At 70.2% G+C, this 16,832-nt stretch carries 13 protein-coding genes; 11 read left to right on the forward strand and 2 right to left on the reverse strand.

Features of this window, described 5'->3' with window-relative positions:
• Window positions 1-104 precede the first annotated feature (104 nt).
• Window positions 105-1,706, forward strand: coding sequence for an MFS transporter (locus tag QOM21_RS25480; RefSeq protein WP_407553348.1), 1,602 nt, complete (start codon window positions 105-107; stop codon window positions 1,704-1,706).
• Between the two features lie 583 nt (window positions 1,707-2,289).
• Entirely contained in the window at window positions 2,290-2,685 is a 396-nt protein-coding gene (locus QOM21_RS25485; protein WP_407553349.1) for a peptidase inhibitor family I36 protein, read from the forward strand.
• A gap of 133 nt (window positions 2,686-2,818) precedes the next feature.
• Here the strand turns inward: QOM21_RS25485 and aceE are convergent, their stop codons facing one another.
• A complete protein-coding gene (gene aceE, locus QOM21_RS25490; RefSeq protein WP_407553350.1) occupies window positions 2,819-5,551 on the reverse strand; it encodes a pyruvate dehydrogenase (acetyl-transferring), homodimeric type in 2,733 nt (910 codons plus the stop codon).
• Between the two features lie 519 nt (window positions 5,552-6,070).
• On the opposite strand from aceE, the gene QOM21_RS25495 reads away from it, so the two are divergent.
• From QOM21_RS25495 to QOM21_RS25520, 6 genes are all read left to right on the forward strand, one after another.
• Window positions 6,071-6,511, forward strand: coding sequence for a DUF3052 domain-containing protein (locus QOM21_RS25495; RefSeq protein WP_398557800.1), 441 nt, complete (start codon window positions 6,071-6,073; stop codon window positions 6,509-6,511).
• 148 nt (window positions 6,512-6,659) lie between these two features.
• The gene (locus QOM21_RS25500; RefSeq protein WP_407553351.1) at window positions 6,660-7,118 is read left to right on the forward strand and encodes a peroxiredoxin; all 459 of its coding nucleotides are present in this window, start codon (window positions 6,660-6,662) and stop codon (window positions 7,116-7,118) included.
• A gap of 165 nt (window positions 7,119-7,283) precedes the next feature.
• Window positions 7,284-7,859 carry a TerD family protein gene (locus QOM21_RS25505; protein WP_393892015.1) on the forward strand — a complete coding sequence of 192 codons (576 nt, stop codon included), beginning with the start codon at window positions 7,284-7,286 and terminating at the stop codon, window positions 7,857-7,859.
• A gap of 125 nt (window positions 7,860-7,984) precedes the next feature.
• Window positions 7,985-8,560, forward strand: a complete 576-nt coding sequence (locus QOM21_RS25510) for a TerD family protein (protein ID WP_407553352.1) — start codon at window positions 7,985-7,987, stop codon at window positions 8,558-8,560.
• A 55-nt stretch (window positions 8,561-8,615) separates the two neighbouring features.
• A complete protein-coding gene (locus tag QOM21_RS25515) occupies window positions 8,616-9,734 on the forward strand; it encodes a DUF475 domain-containing protein (RefSeq protein WP_407553353.1) in 1,119 nt (372 codons plus the stop codon).
• Between the two features lie 89 nt (window positions 9,735-9,823).
• Entirely contained in the window at window positions 9,824-10,573 is a 750-nt protein-coding gene (locus QOM21_RS25520; protein WP_407553354.1) for a Tellurium resistance, read from the forward strand.
• Window positions 10,574-10,692: 119 nt separating this feature from the next.
• On the opposite strand, the gene QOM21_RS25525 is transcribed toward QOM21_RS25520, so the two are convergent.
• Window positions 10,693-11,865: a TerD family protein gene (locus QOM21_RS25525; RefSeq protein ID WP_407553355.1), complete on the reverse strand. Its 1,173-nt coding sequence runs from the start codon at window positions 11,863-11,865 to the stop codon at window positions 10,693-10,695.
• A gap of 253 nt (window positions 11,866-12,118) precedes the next feature.
• Between QOM21_RS25525 and QOM21_RS25530 the strand changes: the two genes are divergently transcribed.
• From QOM21_RS25530 to QOM21_RS25540, 3 genes are all read left to right on the forward strand, one after another.
• Window positions 12,119-13,285, forward strand: a complete 1,167-nt coding sequence (locus tag QOM21_RS25530) for an HpcH/HpaI aldolase/citrate lyase family protein (protein WP_407553356.1) — start codon at window positions 12,119-12,121, stop codon at window positions 13,283-13,285.
• 158 nt (window positions 13,286-13,443) lie between these two features.
• The gene (locus QOM21_RS25535) at window positions 13,444-16,005 is read left to right on the forward strand and encodes a phosphoribosyltransferase (RefSeq protein ID WP_407553357.1); all 2,562 of its coding nucleotides are present in this window, start codon (window positions 13,444-13,446) and stop codon (window positions 16,003-16,005) included.
• Complete coding sequence (locus QOM21_RS25540) at window positions 16,005-16,826, forward strand: HAD family hydrolase (protein ID WP_407553358.1); 822 nt, start codon at window positions 16,005-16,007, stop codon at window positions 16,824-16,826. The genes QOM21_RS25535 and QOM21_RS25540 overlap by 1 nt, the downstream gene beginning before the upstream one ends.
• Window positions 16,827-16,832: the final 6 nt, after the last annotated feature.

Genomic DNA, 16,832 nt, shown 5'->3' on the forward strand with positions numbered 1-16,832 from the left:
TTTCGGAGGTGTTATCGCTGCTCAGGATACCTGTGAGCTAAATGACAGCTACCGACTCATGAAACGCTTTGTCAACTGTCAGTGGCTGACATTAGCCTCTGGGTATGAGCTCTCAGACCCCGGTTGCCGAAGCCGCACCGGAACTTCCCGTACCGGAGCCCCGCAAGGGGCTGCGTGGCCATCCGTGGCTGACCCTCTTCTCCGTCGCCATCGGCGTCATGATGGTCGCCCTGGACGGCACCATCGTCGCGATCGCCAATCCGGCCATCAAGCAGGATCTGGGCGCCTCGCTCGCCGACGTGCAGTGGATAACCAACGGCTACATGCTCGCCCTGGCCGTCTCGCTGATCACGGCGGGCAAGCTCGGTGACCGCTTCGGCCACCGCCAGACCTTCCTCATCGGCATCCTCGGCTTCGCCCTCGCCTCCGGAGCCATCGGCTTCTCCGAGGAAGTGGCGCTGGTGATCACCTTCCGGGTGCTGCAGGGCCTCTTCGGCGCCCTGCTGATGCCGGCCGCGCTCGGCCTGCTGCGCGCGACCTTCCCGGCCGAGAAGCTCAACATGGCGATCGGCATCTGGGGCATGGTCATCGGCGCCTCCACCGCCGGCGGCCCGATCGTCGGCGGTCTGCTGGTCGAACACGTCAGCTGGCAGTCGGTCTTCTTCATCAACGTCCCCGTCGGCGTCCTCGCCCTGGTCCTCGGCGTGGTGATCCTCAAGGACCACCGCGCGCAGAACGCCCCGCGCTCCTTCGACATCCCGGGCATCGTGCTGCTCTCCGGCGCGATGTTCTGCCTCATCTGGCCGCTGATCAAGGCCACCGCGTGGGGCTGGGGCGACCTCAAGACCTGGGGCTTCCTGGCCGGCGCGATCGTCCTCTTCGCGCTGTTCGCCGTCCTGGAGACCAAGGTCCGCGAGCCGCTCATCCCGCTGCGGATGTTCCGCTCCCTGCCGCTCACCGCCGGCACGGTGCTGATGGTCCTGATGGCCTTCGCCTTCATGGGCGGCCTCTTCTTCGTGACGTTCTACCTCCAGAACGTGCACGGCATGAGCCCCGTCGACAGCGGACTGCACCTCCTCCCGCTCACCGGCATGATGATCGTCGGCTCGCCGCTCGCCGGCGCCGCGATCACCAAGTTCGGCCCGCGGGTGCCGCTGGTGGGCGGCATGCTGCTGACCGCCATCGCGATGTACGGCATGTCGGGCCTGGACACGCAGAGCAGCACCGGCCCGATGTCCCTGTGGTTCGCCCTGCTGGGCCTGGGCCTCGCGCCCGTCATGGTCGGCGCCACCGAGGTCATCGTCGGCAACGCCCCGCTGGAGCTCTCCGGTGTCGCCGGCGGACTGCAGCAGGCCGCGATGCAGGTCGGCGGCAGCCTCGGCACGGCCGTCCTGGGCGCGGTGATGGCCTCCCGCGTCGACGACCGGCTCCCCGGCAACTGGCAGTCGGCGGGCCTCCCGCCGGTCCCGCCCGCGCAGATGTCCCAGGCGGCCGACGCCGTCTCGGCGGGCATCGCGCCGGTGCCGAAGGGCACCCCGCCGGAGCTGGCCCAGAAGATCACCTCCGTCGCCCACGACACCTTCGTCTCGGGCATGGGACTGGCCTTCACCGTCGCCTGCGGCGTGGCGCTCGTCGCGGCTGTGGTCGCGACCCTCACCAAGCGCGGCGCGAACGCCGAGGCGGGCGCCGGAGCCGCCCACATCTGACCCGCTCCGCCCGGCAGCCGCGCTGAGCGGCAGCAGCCAGGAGCACCAGGCAACACCCGGCGCGCGGCCGACCGAGTCACCCTCGGCGGCCGCGCGCCTGCGCATTGCGCCGTGGGCACCCACCCACGACGCGGAAACAGGCAGCGCCTCCCGCCACGCTTCCGCGCGTCAACCCGACGTCGCGAGCCGTCGCCACCGCCCACCCGCCGCAAGCCCGGCGGCAGTTGGCCCCCGCCCTCGCCCGGAATCCCTCATCCGGATGACCCGTTCCGGGAACCGCACGCGCCGGCGCTCCTGCGCCCCTCCGGGCCCCGCGGGCGAACCGCCCTCCGGGCACCGGAGGAACGGTTTCTGCGGACCCGCCGGTCCCCACGGCACACGTCAACCCCGCGCCCCGGCGCGCCGGAATCGCCCGACCCGACCGTCCCCATCCCTGATCCGGGTGGGCTCTCCGCCACGGCCTTGGCAGCCGCGCCAGGCACCGTCGAAGCTCTGCGGGACGGCGGGCGACCGGTCCGCCGCACGACAACGACCACGACACGGACAACGTGGTCACACTCCACGGGGGAGAATTCCTGTGCGCATGCGTACGCTCCACACCACCGCGCTCGTCACCGGCCTCGCCGCGCTGGCCGCCGCGCTCACCGCTCCGTCCGCCCTCGGCGCGCCCGCCGCCCCGGGCGGCCGCACCGCCGCCTCCGGCGACTGTGCCGTCGGCCGGCTGTGTCTCTGGCCGGAGGCGGACTTCGGCGGCAAGCGGCAGACCCATGAACTCTCCGACACCGACATCGAGAGCTGCGTCCCGCTGCCCAAGGGGGCGGGCGCCGCCTCGCTCGCCAACCGCACCGGCCGGCCGGTCACCACCTATCAGAGCGTGGAGTGCGCCGAGACCGGCGAATTCGACACCTACCCGGGCGGCGGCAGCTGGGTGCCCCGGTCGCCGTACGAGGTGCGGGCGTTCAAGGTCTGGGAGCGCTGAGCGGCCCTCGGCGGGCGGCACCCGCACACCACCGCGCCCCCCGGCCGCGAGGAACGCGGGCCGGGGGGCGCGGGTGGAGGCGGTGCCGCAGCCGGATGGGGGCACCTCCCGGCGTTGGCCGGGGGAGGGCGGGTCAGGCGTCGCCGCCGGCCTCGCCCGCCTCGGCGGCCGAGACATCCAGCAGCTGGTAGCGGTCGATGGCCTGCTTCAGCAGCGAACGGTCGACCTTGCCCTCCCGGGCGAGCTCGGTGAGCACGCCCAGCACGATCGACTGCGCGTCGATGTGGAAGAAGCGGCGGGCCGCGCCACGGGTGTCGGCGAAGCCGAAGCCGTCGGCGCCCAGCGACTGGTACGTACCGGGGACCCAGCGGGCGATCTGGTCCGGGACGGCGCGCATCCAGTCCGAGACCGCGACCTTCGGGCCCTCGGCGCCCTGGAGCTTGTGCGTCACATACGGGACGCGCTGCTCCTCCTCCGGGTGCAGAAGGTTGTGCTCCTCGGCCTCGACGGCGTCGCGCCGCAGCTCGTTCCAGGAGGTCGCCGACCAGACGTCCGCCTTGACGTTCCACTCGTCCGCGAGGATCCGCTGGGCCTCGATGGCCCACGGCACCGCGACACCCGAGGCGAGGATCTGCGCGGCGTGCTCGCCCTTCTCGGCGCGCGCCACGCGGTGCAGGCCCTTGAGGATGCCCTCGACATCCGCGTCGGCCGGCTCCGCCGGGTGCTGGGTCGGCTCGTTGTAGACGGTCAGGTAGTAGAAGATGTCCTCGGAGTTCTCGCCGTACATCCTCCGCAGACCGTCCTTGACGATGTGCGCGATCTCGTAGCCGTAGGCCGGGTCGTAGGCGACACAGGCCGGGTTCGTCGACGCCAGCAGCTGGGAGTGGCCGTCGGCGTGCTGCAGACCCTCACCCGTCAGCGTCGTACGGCCCGCGGTGGCGCCGAGCACGAAGCCGCGCGCGAGCTGGTCGGCCATCTGCCAGAACTGGTCACCGGTGCGCTGGAACCCGAACATCGAGTAGAAGACGTAGACCGGGATCAGCGGCTCGCCGTGCGTGGCGTAGGCGGAGCCCGCCGCGATCAGCGAGGCCGTGCAGCCCGCCTCGGTGATGCCGTCGTGCAGCATCTGGCCGGTCGGCGACTCCTTGTAGGCCAGGAGCAGTTCACGGTCGACCGACTCGTACTGCTGGCCCAGCGGGTTGTAGATCTTCGCCGACGGGAAGAAGGCGTCCATACCGAAGGTGCGGTACTCGTCGGGCGCGATCGGCACGAAGCGCTTGCCGATCTCCTTGTCCCGCATCAGGTCCTTCAGCACGCGGACGAACGCCATGGTCGTGGCGATCTTCTGCTGCCCCGAGCCCTTCTTGGCGGCCGCGTACATCTTGTCGTCCGGCAGCTGCAGCGGCTTGCTGCGCACCACACGGGTCGGTACGTAGCCGCCCAGCGAATTGCGCTGGTCGTGCATGTACTGGATCTCTTCGGAGTCCCGGCCCGGGTGGTAATAGGGCGGGACGCCGCTCTCCAGATCCTTGTCCGCGATCGGCAGGCGCAGCCGGTCACGGAAGGCCTTGAGGTCGTCGACCGTCAGCTTCTTCATCTGGTGGGTCGCGTTGCGGCCCTCGAAGTTCGGGCCGAGCGTCCAGCCCTTGACGGTCTGCGCGAGGATCACCGTCGGCTGACCCTTGTGGGCCTTGGCCGCCGCGTACGCCGCGTAGATCTTCTTGTGGTCGTGACCGCCGCGGCCCAGGTGCAGGATCTGGTCGTCGGTCATGTTCGCGACCATGGCGCGCAGCCGCTGGTCGTCGCCGAAGAAGTGCCGGCGGATGTAGTCACCGGTCTCGGTGGCGTACGTCTGGAACTGTCCGTCGGGCGTGCTGTTGAGCTTGTTGACGAGGATGCCGTCGCGGTCCTGGGCGAGCAGCGGGTCCCAGCTGCGGTCCCACACCAGCTTGATGACGTTCCAGCCGGCGCCGCGGAACTGCGACTCCAGCTCCTGCATGATCTTGCCGTTGCCGCGGACCGGGCCGTCCAGCCGCTGGAGGTTGCAGTTGACGACGAAGGTCAGGTTGTCCAGGCCCTCGCGGGCGGCGATGGACAGCTGGCCGAGCGACTCGGGCTCGTCCATCTCGCCGTCACCGAGGTAGGCCCAGACGTGCGACTTGGAGGTGTCGGCGATGCCGCGGGCCTCCATGTAGCGGTTCATGCGGGCCTGGTAGATCGCGCCGAGGGGGCCGAGGCCCATCGAGACGGTCGGGAACTCCCAGAAGTCCGGCATCAGCCGCGGGTGCGGGTAGCTGGACAGGCCGTTCGGGGCCTTCGACTTCTCCTGGCGGAAGGCGTCGAGCTGCGGCTCGGAGAGCCGGTCGAGAAGGAAGGCGCGGGCGTACACGCCCGGCGAGGCGTGGCCCTGGAAGAAGATCTGGTCGCCGCCGTCGCCCTCGTCCTTGCCCCGGAAGAAGTGGTTGAAGCCCACGTCGTAGAGAGAGGCGGAGGAGGCGAACGTGGCGATGTGGCCGCCGACGCCGATGCCGGGGCGCTGGGCCCGGGAGACCATGACGGCGGCGTTCCACCGGGTCGCGTTCAGGACCTTGCGCTCGATCTCCTCGTTGCCGGGGAAGAACGGCTCGTCCTTGGTCGCGATGGTGTTGACGTAGTCCGTGCTGCGCATCTCGGGCACGGCCACGCGCTTCTCGCGGGCGCGCTCGATCAGGCGGAGCATGAGGTAGCGGGCACGTTCCCGGCCTCGCTCATCGACGGCTGCGTCGAGCGAGTCGAGCCATTCCTGGGTCTCTTCGGGATCGAAGTCCGGGACCTGGCTGGGAAGGCCGCCAATGATGATCGGGTTTCGATCGGATCCGGAAGCCACGCTGTTCCTTCGTGTTCGGGTCGTGTCGTGCTCTGCACCCGATTGATGCTGCGCACGCGGACGAATGCTGTCTCTACCTTGGTGTCGCGCCGTCTTCCATCGTGTACCGAGTCACTGGGATACGTCACCTCTACTGATGGGTAACCACCCTCTGAGAGATGGGCGCGGAAAAGGCCGATTTCTCAGGTCGGCCAAATCGCAACCATACGCCCATGTCGAAAGTGCTTCGCGTACGGCAGTGCGGCTCCCGAATGCCGGTCCGTTCGGCCCCCGGCACCCCCCGAAGGGCCCAGCCGCGCGCAAGTACCCCACAAACCCGGCAGAACGCTGTGGCGTGAATCACTTCGGGCTGTCCTGGTGGGGTCGTAGTTGCGGCGAGACGCGTCCAATCGTCACCGTTTCGGCGGTCTCGGCCGCCGGGTACTTGCGCGATCCGCCCGGCCCGTGTGGACTACGCCCAATGCTCCGCGCACGCGCGGGGTTCAAAAGCATTTTCCGAAACATGACAGGAGGCAATCCGTGAGCGCGACCGCGGACCACGCGGAGGAGCGGACCAACCCTGCCGCCAGGCTGGGGTTCGAGCCCGGACAGGTGGTCCAGGAGATCGGCTACGACGACGACGTCGAGCAGGAACTCCGAGAAGGCATTGAGGCCGTGATTGGCCAGGAAATCGTCGATGAGGACTACGACGACGTCGCCGACGTCGTCCTGCTGTGGTTCCGTGACGAAGACGGCGACCTCACGGACGCGCTGGTGGACGCCATCGGGCTGATCGAGGAAGGCGGCATGATCTGGCTGCTGACCCCGAAGACCGGCCGCGAGGGCTACGTCGAGCCGAGCGACATCAATGAGGCCGCGCAGACCGCGGGTCTGTCCCAGACCAAGAGCATCAACGCGGGCAAGGACTGGACCGGCAGCCGACTGGTCACGCCCAAGGGGGCGAAGTCCGGCAAGCGCTGATCCGTACCACCTCGACGTTCCACACCGAGCCCCCTCCGGCCTGTTCCGGAGGGGGCTCGGCCCCGTTACCGAGGGGTTTTCCGGCCCGTCGGGCCCGGCGCGTAGGGTTGGGCGCGTCCTGTTGCGAGTGAGCGGAAGGAAGCACCCCATGGCGATCGAGGTCGGCACGAAGGCTCCGGATTTCGAGCTGAAGAACCAGCACGGTGAGCTGGTCAAGCTCTCCGACTTCCGCGGCGAGAAGGCCGTCGTCCTCCTCTTCTACCCCTTCGCCTTCACCGGTGTGTGCACCGGCGAGCTGTGCGCTCTCCGTGACGAGCTGCCGCGTTTCGCCAACGACGACGTCCAGCTGCTGGCCGTCTCCAACGACTCCCCCTTCTCGCTGCGCGTCTTCGCCGAGCAGGAGGGCCTGGAGTACCCGCTGCTGTCGGACTTCTGGCCGCACGGCGAGGCCTCGCGGGCGTACGGGGTCTTCGACGAGGAGAAGGGCTGCGCGGTGCGCGGCACCTTCATCATCGACAAGGAGGGCGTGGTGCGCTGGACGGTCGTCAACGGCCTGCCCGACGCCCGCGACCTGAAGGACTACATCACCGCGCTCGACGCCCTCTGATCCTGGCGGGCTGCGGCCGGGGAGGCCCCGGACCGGCATCCGTGTGCAACCGCGTGCGATATCTGCAATCGGTGGGAACCGGTCACTAGGATCAATTCGTTGATCTGATGCCATGCACGATGGGGGCGCAATCTTTATGTACCCCTCGAATCTATGGGAGGACTCGTGGGAGTCAGCCTCAGCAAGGGCGGCAACGTCTCGCTGACGAAGGAAGCCCCCAATCTGACCGCCGTCCTCGTCGGTCTGGGCTGGGACGCGCGTACGACCACCGGTACCGACTTCGACCTGGACGCCAGTGCCCTGCTGGCGAACGATCAGGGCAAGGTCGGCAGCGACCAGAACTTCGTCTTCTTCAACAACCTGAAGAGCCCGGACGGTTCGGTCGAGCACACCGGTGACAACACCACCGGTGAGGGCGAGGGCGACGACGAGGCCATCAAGGTGAACCTCGCCGGGGTGCCGGCCGATGTCCACAAGATCGTGTTCCCGGTGTCGATCTACGACGCCGAGAACCGCCAGCAGAGCTTCGGCCAGGTGCGCAACGCCTACATCCGCGTGGTCAACCAGGCCGACGGCAACGAGCTGGCGCGCTACGACCTCAGCGAGGACGCCTCGACCGAGACCGCCATGGTCTTCGGCGAGCTGTACCGCAACGGCGCGGAGTGGAAGTTCCGCGCCATCGGTCAGGGCTACGCCTCGGGCCTGCGCGGCATCGCGCAGGACTTCGGCGTCAACGTCTGACCGAGCACCACTGAAGCGTCCGGCGCCGTACGCCCCAGGAGGGGAGTGCGGCGCCGTACGCGCTTGCAAGGGACGCGGGCCGTGCGTGGGCACGGCCCGCACCGACACCGGGGAGGAAGCAAACTATGGGCGTCACGCTTGCCAAGGGGGGCAATGTCTCCCTGTCCAAGGCCGCTCCGAATCTCACGCAGATCATGGTCGGCCTCGGCTGGGACGCGCGCTCCACGACCGGAGCGCCTTTCGATCTCGATGCCAGCGCGCTGCTGTGCGGATCGGGCCGGGTGCTGGGGGACGAGTACTTCGTCTTCTACAACAACCTCAAGAGCCCCGAGGGCTCCGTCGAGCACACCGGTGACAACCTCACCGGCGAGGGCGAGGGCGACGACGAGTCGATCCTCGTGGACCTTCCCCAGGTCCCCGAGGCGGTCGACAAGATCGTCTTTCCGGTCTCGATCCATGAGGCCGAAGTGCGCGGCCAGAGCTTCGGCCAGGTCAGCAACGCCTTCATCCGCGTCGTCAACCAGGCCGACGGCAGCGAACTCGCGCGCTACGACCTCAGCGAGGACGCCTCCAGCGAAACCGCAATGATCTTCGGCGAGCTGTACCGCTACAACGGCGAGTGGAAGTTCAGGGCGGTGGGCCAGGGGTACGCGTCGGGGCTGCGAGGCATCGCTCTAGACTTCGGGGTCAACGTTTCGTAAAAGACACCGCGCGCTGCGCGCGGGGGACCCCAAACAGCGAGGGATTGGGTAGGCAGTGCTCCTGAAAACCTTTGGCTGGTCGTTCGCCGTCACGGTGCTCGGCCTGGCTCTGGCCGGCGTGCTCTGGGGGTGGCGGGGGCTCGCGATTGTCGGGATCCTCTCCATCCTGGAGATCTCGCTCTCGTTCGACAACGCCGTCATCAACGCCGGCATCCTGCGCAAGATGAACGCCTTCTGGCAGAAGATCTTCCTGACCATCGGCATTCTCATCGCGGTCTTCGGCATGCGGCTGGTCTTCCCGGTCGTCATCGTCGCGATCACCGCGAAACTGGGGCCGATCGAGGCAGTCAATCTCGCCATCAACGACAAGGCGCATTACGAGGAGCTGGTCACCAGCGCGCACCCGGCCATCGCGGCCTTCGGTGGCATCTTCCTGCTGATGATCTTCCTCGACTTCATCTTCGAGGAACGCGACTACAAGTGGCTGGCGTGGCTGGAGAAGCCGCTGGGCAAGCTGGGCAAGCTCGACACCCTGTCCGTCATCATCGCCCTGGTCGCCCTGCTGGTGACCGCCATGACGCTTGCCACCGACGTCCCGCACGGCGGTGACAAGAGCGCCACGGTCCTGCTGTCCGGCGTCGCCGGCCTCATCACCTACCTCGTCGTCGGCGGAGTCTCCGGGTTCTTCGAGGACAAGCTGGAGGAGGAAGAGGAAGCCGAGGAGGCGGCAGCGGCCAAGAAGGGCGGCACCGGTGCGGCCGTCGGCCTGGCCGGCAAGGCCGCGTTCTTCATGTTCCTCTACCTCGAGGTCATCGACGCGTCCTTCTCCTTCGACGGTGTCATCGGCGCGTTCGCCATCACCAACGACATCTTCGAGATGGCGCTGGGTCTGGGCATCGGCGCGATGTACATCCGCTCGCTGACGGTCTACCTCGTCCGCCAGGGGACCCTGGACGACTACGTCTACCTGGAGCACGGCGCGCACTACGCGATCGGCGCGCTCGCCGTCATCCTCCTCGTCACGATCAAGTACGAGATCAACGAGGTCATCACCGGCCTTGTGGGCCTGGTGCTGATCGGAGCGTCCTTCTGGTCCTCGGTGGTGCGCAACAAGCGCGAGGGGAAACCGGGGGACACACCGGGGGAGAAGGCGGAAGTCACGTCCGGAGTGTGATTACGCGGCGCTGATTGAGGAACGCTCTCTGCGGGGCGGCCACCGGGGTGCAGACCTCGGGGCCGCCCCGCGGCAGTAGGGGCCGAGCAATGGGGTGGGGCAAGGTGTCGTTCCTGGAGAACTGGTGGCGCGGTGGCGCGCCGAAGTACGACAACGGCGGAGCGTCGTACGTCGTCGAGCTGACGAAACGCAATCCGGTCGTCTCGCTGACCAAGCAGGGCGCGGCCAGCGGGCATCTGCGGGTCAATCTGCACTGGCAGATGCGGACCTCCGACCTCGGTGAGCGCAGCGGGGGACGCAAGGGTTTATGGCGGAATCCGGGCAAGTTGTTCAAACCGGAGATCGTGCAGGCCCAGGGCCCGGCCGTGGTCAAGATCGACCTGGATCTGGCCTGTCTGTACGAACTCAAGGACGGCACCAAGGGTGTGGTGCAGCCGCTGGGCAACTTCCTCGGCGATCTCAACGCCTCGCCCTATGTGCAGCTCAGTGGCGACGACCGGTTCGGCTCACCGTCCGGCGAGACGCTGTACATCAACATGGACCACCGCGACGAGATCAAGCGGCTGCTGATCTTCGTCTACATCTACGACGGGACGCCCGCGTTCGACCGTACGCATGCCGTCGTGACGCTCTACCCGAGCACCGGGCCCCGGATGGAGATCAGGCTCGACGAGCGAGCTCCGCAGGCCCGTTCCTGCGCCATCTTCATGCTGGAGAACAACAAGGGCGAGCTGACCGTGCGGCGCGAGGTCAAGTACGTCTACGGCTTCCAGGCGGAGTTGGACCGGCTGTACGGCTGGGGGCTGCATTGGGGCCGGGGGTACAAGTCGAAGGTCTGAGGCCCGGTGCTCAGCGGAGCGCCTGCGGGGCGGTGCGCGAGCGGCCCGGCTGCTCCGGCCGGAACGCCGTCCCGGGGGCTCGTGGCCTGCCCGGGACGGCTGCTCCGCGGGTACCCCCGTCAGCGGCGTTGGAACTGCGGCCCCTGGGGCGGCAGGACGAACGACGGGTCCGGCACGAACGGCTGCGGCGCCGGCTGGCCATATGTCGCACCGGGGTACGGCTGCTGCTGTGGCGGCGGGGGCTGCTGCGGATAGCCGTACGCGGACGGCTGCGGCTGGTACTGCGGTTGCCCGGGCGGCGGCCCCGGATAGCCGTAACCGGGCTGGGCGGGGGGCTGCGCCGGTGGCGGCGGGAAGTTCTGCGGATAGCCGTAGCCGTCGGTGGGCTGCGGCGGAAGGGTCTGCGGCGGGGCGGCAGGCGGGGCTGCGGAGACCGGCTCCGCCCCCGGGTCGGCCATATGTTGGGTGACGGCGTCCGGATCCGGCGCCGGATAGGACTGCGCGTCCGCCGCGACGGGCGGGCTGACGGCTTCCTCGGGCCAGGCGCTCGGCGGCGGCGACGAGGGGACCGCGGGGGCGCCCTGAGAGGGAATGCCGGCCGGGACTTCGGGCCCGCCCTGCGCCGGTCCGGGGGCGTTAGGCCCGTCGGCCGCCGGCTGCTCGCTGCCGGGTTCCTGGCCGGGGGTCACCGCGACCGTCGCGTCCGGGTCCGCCTCCGCTTCCTGCCGGGCCGTACGCCCGGAGGACGGGTCGCCCTCCACCGAGATCCCGAACTCGGTGGCCAGACCGACCAGCCCGGTCTCGTACCCCTGGCCCAGCGCGCGGAACTTCCAGCTGTCCGCGCGGCGGTACAGTTCCCCGCAGATCAGCGCCGTCTCGTCGCCCGTCTCGGGCACCACGTCGAACACCGCGAGCGGCTCCCCGTCAGTTACTGCGGCGTCGTACAGCAGCACCCGGAGATCCGGCACCAGCGAGAACGCGCCACCATCCGTCGACGCGGTGAGCACCACCCGGTCCACTGCCGGGTCGAGGGTGGCCAGATCCGCCTCGATGGTCTCCGTCAGGCTGTCGGCGAGACGGGTCTTGGGCAGATGCCGGACCAGCCCGCTCGGGTGCCGCGGCTGGTTGTAGAAGATGAAGTCCTCGTCGGAGCGCACGCTTCCCTCGGGACCCACCAAGAGAGCCGAGGCATCGACATCCGGGACGCCGGCGCCGGGTGTCCAGCGCAGGACGGCCCGTACGGCCGTGGCGTCGAGGGGTACGTTCGACCCTTTCAACATCGCGTGCGTCATGCCGTAATCCTGCCTTCCCGGAGGTCGCAGGGACAACGCGGGGGCCCGACCGGCGTGGCAGGGGGCGCGCGCACCGGTCCCCGGGCGCCTCGGGGCCGCCGGGGTCGTGGACATCTGGGCGACTTGGGCGGGTTACGAGATTTTCATGCGCCGGGGAACTAATGACACCCCGGCGCACGTACGATTACCGGCTGGATCCAGACAGCGAGACGCAGTGGGCGTGACCGGGTCCCGCCTGTATACGGGGAGTTGTATGCGTCATTTTGGGCACCTTGCGCCCGACACTCGCAAGGCACTGTTCCACCAGGAGCCCGCGGAGTTCACTCCCGACTCCCCGGCCCGCATTCTCGCGGCCGCCCTCGGTGCGACGCTCTACAGCCCTGCCACCCGCCCGCGTCTGGCCGCCGACATTCTCAAGCAGGCCGGGCACGGCGTGCGGTCCATGGTCCTGTGCCTGGAGGACTCCATAGGCGACGGTGATGTGCAGGCCGGCGAGGCCAACCTCGTCCGGCAGTTCGCCGCGCTCGACGAGGAGGCGGCCTCCGGCGCCGACCTCCCGCTGCTGTTCATCAGGGTCCGCACGCCCGGTCAGATACCGGATCTGGTGGACCGCATCGGCCCGGCCGTGCGGCGGTTGTCCGGGTTCGTCCTGCCGAAGTTCACCGAGGAGCGCGGCGTGCCGTTCCTGGAGGCGCTGGCCTCGGCCGAGTCGGCGTGCGGCCGGCGGCTGTTCGCCATGCCGGTCCTCGAATCCCCGCAGCTGCTGCACCTGGAGACCCGCGCGCAGACCCTGCAAGGCATAGCCAGGACCGTCGGGGCGCACCGCGAACGGGTCCTGGCGCTGCGGCTGGGTGTCACGGACTTCTGCTCCGCCTACGGCCTGCGCAGGGCGCCGGACATGACCGCGTACGACGTCCACATCGTCGCCTCCGTGATCTCCGACGTGGTGAATGTGCTGGGACGCGCGGACGGCACGGGCTTCACCATCACCGGCCCCGTGTGGGAGTACTTCCGCCTCCACGAGCGCATGTTCAAGCCACAGCTGCGCCGCAGCCCCTTCCTCGGCCGGGCCGAGGAATTGCGTACGGCGCTGATCGAGCACGACATGGACGGCCTGCTGCGCGAGATCGAGCTGGACCGCGCCAACGGGCTGCAGGGCAAGACCTGCATCCACCCCTCGCACGTCGCGCCGGTCCACGCCCTTTCGGTCGTCAGCCACGAGGAGTTCAGCGACGCCGGGGACATCCTGCGGCCCGAGCGGTGCGACGGCGGAGTGCTGCGCTCCGCCTACACGAACAAGATGAACGAGGTGAAACCGCACCGCGCCTGGGCGGAGCGGACCCTGCTGCGGGCGGAGGCCTTCGGCGTGGCGCGGGAGGGGGTCGGCTTCGTGGAGCTGCTGACCGCGAGCCTCCCCTAGGCCCGGCCCCTGGCGCCCCCCACGGGACGGGGAGCAGGGTGGAGCGGACCGCGACGTACGACGGCGCCGGCGACGGCGGCGCGTCCGCGGCGGACGGTGTGACGGATGAAGCCCCGGCCGGGACGGCGGGGAGCAGGCCGCGGAAGGCGGCGAGCGATATGACGGAGGAGACAAAGCGCGTGGTGTGGACAGGAGAGTGGGTCGCCGAGCGGCTCGGGGTCTCGCTGAGCGGCGGGGACGAGCTGCCGGAGCTGCTGGGGCTCGCGTTGCGGCGCAACCCCAAGCGGGCCCATCTGCTCGTGTCGAACGTCCTGGGCAAACACGTCCCGCAGCGCCCGGGAGCCGTGCACGGCGCCGGCTTCGGTCTGGGGCGCCGGGTGCGCGAGCTGCTGGGCGAGGAGGCCGCCGCCCGCTCCGTCGTCCTGGGATACGCCGAGACCGCCACCGGCCTGGGGCACTCCGTCGCCGACGGTCTGGCTCTCGCCCCGTATCTGCACTCCACCCGCCGTCCCGTGGCGGGCGTCGAGGCGGTGGGCGGTTTCGAGGAGGAGCACAGCCACGCGACGTCCCATCTGCTGCTCCCGGAGGACCCGGCCCTCCTCGCCGGGGACGGCCCGCTGGTGCTCGTCGACGACGAGTTCTCCACCGGCAGGACGGTGCTCAACACCATCAAGTCGCTGCACGCGCGCTTCCCGCGGGACCGGTATGTCGTGGTCGCGCTTGTCGACATGCGCTCCGACGAGGACCGCAGCAGGCTGGAGAAGTTCGCGGCGGAACTGGGCGCCCGCGTCGACCTCGTGGCCCTGGCGGCGGGCGGTGTGCGGCTGCCGCCGGCCGTCCTGGAGCGCGGGCAGGAGCTCGTGGCCGCCCATGAGGCCGCTGCGGCACAGGGGGCGGCGAAGGCCGGTGCGCCCGTACGCCGGGCGCCCGCCGTACGGGTCGACCTCGACTGGCCCGCCGGGCTGCCGGACGGCGGCCGGCACGGCTTCACGCCCGCCCACCGCGAGCGCCTGGAGGCCGCCCTGCCGGACGTGGCCGCCCGGCTCGCGGCGCAGCTGGACGGCGCCCGGCGCATCCTCGTTCTCGGCAACGAGGAGCTGATGTACGCGCCGCTGCGGATCGCCGAGGCGCTGGACGCGCGGCTCGGCGGCGTGGCCGGGGACGCGTCGGTCTCCTTCTCGACCACCACCCGCTCGCCGGTGCTCGCGGTCGACGATCCCGGCTACGCGATACGGACCCGCCTGTCCTTCCCCGCCCATGACGGGCCGGCCGACGGCCCGGGGGAGCGGTACGCCTACAACGTGGCGGCCGGCGCCGACCCGGACCGCGGCTTCGACGCCATCGTGGCCGTCGTGGATTCCAGTGGCGACCGCACCGAACTGCACGCCACCGGCGGCCTGCTGGACCGCCTCGCCGAGCACACCGACCGACTGCTCCTGGCCGTCGTCCCCTCGTACGCCCCGCAGGCCGCGGCACCGTCGGGGCAGCCCCGCGGGACGGCCGGCCGGGCCGCGCACGAGACCGCAGCACCCCACCCCTCGCGACGACAGGCTCCTTCCATGCCGCTGCCCGAGCCGCTGCGCGGCCCCGCGTTCTCCTCGTACGCTCCCGACGAGGTCGGCTGGCTGCTCCAGGACCTCTCCGACGTCACGCTGGAAGCGCCCACGGAGGAGCGCGAGGAGGCCATCCAGCGAGGCGGCGCCCACTACGCCGAGTCGCTGCCCGTCGAATACCAGCCGAGCGAGCAGTACCAGGCCCTGTTCCACAGCGCGCTGCGGACCTCCGCCCGCCGGATCGCGCGGGCGGTCGGCGCCGTCACCGACACGGTGCTCGCCGAACGGCAGCGCCCCGGAGCCCCCCAGGCGCGGCCGGTACTCGTCTCGCTGGCCCGCGCCGGCACACCCGTCGGGGTGCTGATGCGCCGCTGGGCACAGCACGCACACGGCCTCGACCTGCCGCACTACGCCGTCTCGATCGTGCGCGGCCGGGGCATCGACACCACAGCACTGCGCTGGCTCGCGGCGCACCACGACCCGGCGGACGTCGTCTTCGTGGACGGCTGGACCGGCAAGGGCGCCATCACCCGCGAACTCGCCCAGGCACTCGCGGACTTCCCGGGCTTCGACCCGCGGATCGCCGTCCTCGCCGACCCGGGCGGCTGCGTGGAGACCTACGGCACCCGCGACGACTTCCTCATCCCGTCGGCCTGTCTGAACTCCACCGTCTCCGGGCTCATATCGCGCACCGTGCTGCGCGACGACCTGGTCGGCCCGGACGACTTCCACGGCGCCAAGTTCTACCGGGAGCTGGCCGGCACCGACGTGTCGCGCGACTTCCTGGACGCGATCGGCGCGCACTTCGACGACGTCGCCGAGGAGGTCGCCGGGGACGTCAGGGAACTGGCCGCTGCCGACCGGGCCCCCACCTGGGCGGGCTGGGCCGCCGTCGAACGGATCAGCGCCGCTTACGGCATCGACGACGTCAACCTCGTCAAGCCCGGCGTCGGTGAGACCACCCGCGTGCTGCTGCGCCGGGTCCCCTGGAAGATCCTCGCCAAGCGGGGCGCGGGCGCCGACCTCGACCATGTGCGCCTGCTGGCCGAACAGCGCGGCGTGCCCGTCGAAGAGGTCGGCGAACTCCCGTACAGCTGCGTGGGGTTGATCCATCCGAGGTTCACCCGCGGGGCGACCGGCGCCGACGGCAAGGCGGTGGCCTCCTGATGAGCGTGATCGTCGCGAGCGACCTCGACCGCACCCTGATCTACTCCGCCGCCGCGCTGGCCCTGGACATGCCCGACGCCCAGGCCCCACGGCTGCTGTGCGTCGAGGTCTACGAGAGCAAGCCGCTGTCCTTCATGACGGAGACGGCGGCAGCCCTGCTCGCCGAGCTGGCCGCCGGCACCACCTTCGTGCCGACCACCACGCGCACCCGCGAACAGTACGGCCGCATCCATCTCCCAGGACCGGCACCGGAGTTCGCCATCTGCGCCAACGGCGGGCACCTTCTCGTGCGGGGCGAGTCGGACCAGGACTGGCAGCGCACCGTCGCGGAGCGGCTCGCGTCGCACTGCGCACCCCTCGACGAGGTCCGCGCCCACCTCGTCCGCACCGCGGAACCGTCCTGGCTGCTCAAGGAGCGCGTGGCCGAGGACCTCTTCGCCTACCTCGTCGTGGAGCGGTCCCTGCTCCCGGAGACCTGGGTCAAGGACCTCACCGGCTGGGCCGAGGAGCGCGGCTGGACGGTCTCCCTGCAGGGCCGCAAGATCTACGCCGTGCCGAAGCCGCTGACCAAGAGCGCCGCCGTGGCCGAGGTGGCGCGCCGTACGGGGGCGTCCGAGGTCCTCGCGGCCGGTGATTCGCTGCTCGACGCCGATCTGCTGCTCGGCGCGGACCGCGGCTGGCGGCCCGGCCACGGCGAGTTGGCGGACTCCGGCTGGCAGGCGCCACACGTCACGGCACTCCAGGAGCGCGGGGCCGCGGCGGGCGAGGAGATCGTACGGGCCTTCCTGAGCGGTGCGTCGGCGGTGGAGGGCAGCGGCTGACACGGG

This window comes from Streptomyces sp. Pv4-95 (assembly GCF_045782725.1).
Taxonomy (GTDB): Bacteria; Actinomycetota; Actinomycetes; order Streptomycetales; family Streptomycetaceae; genus Streptomyces.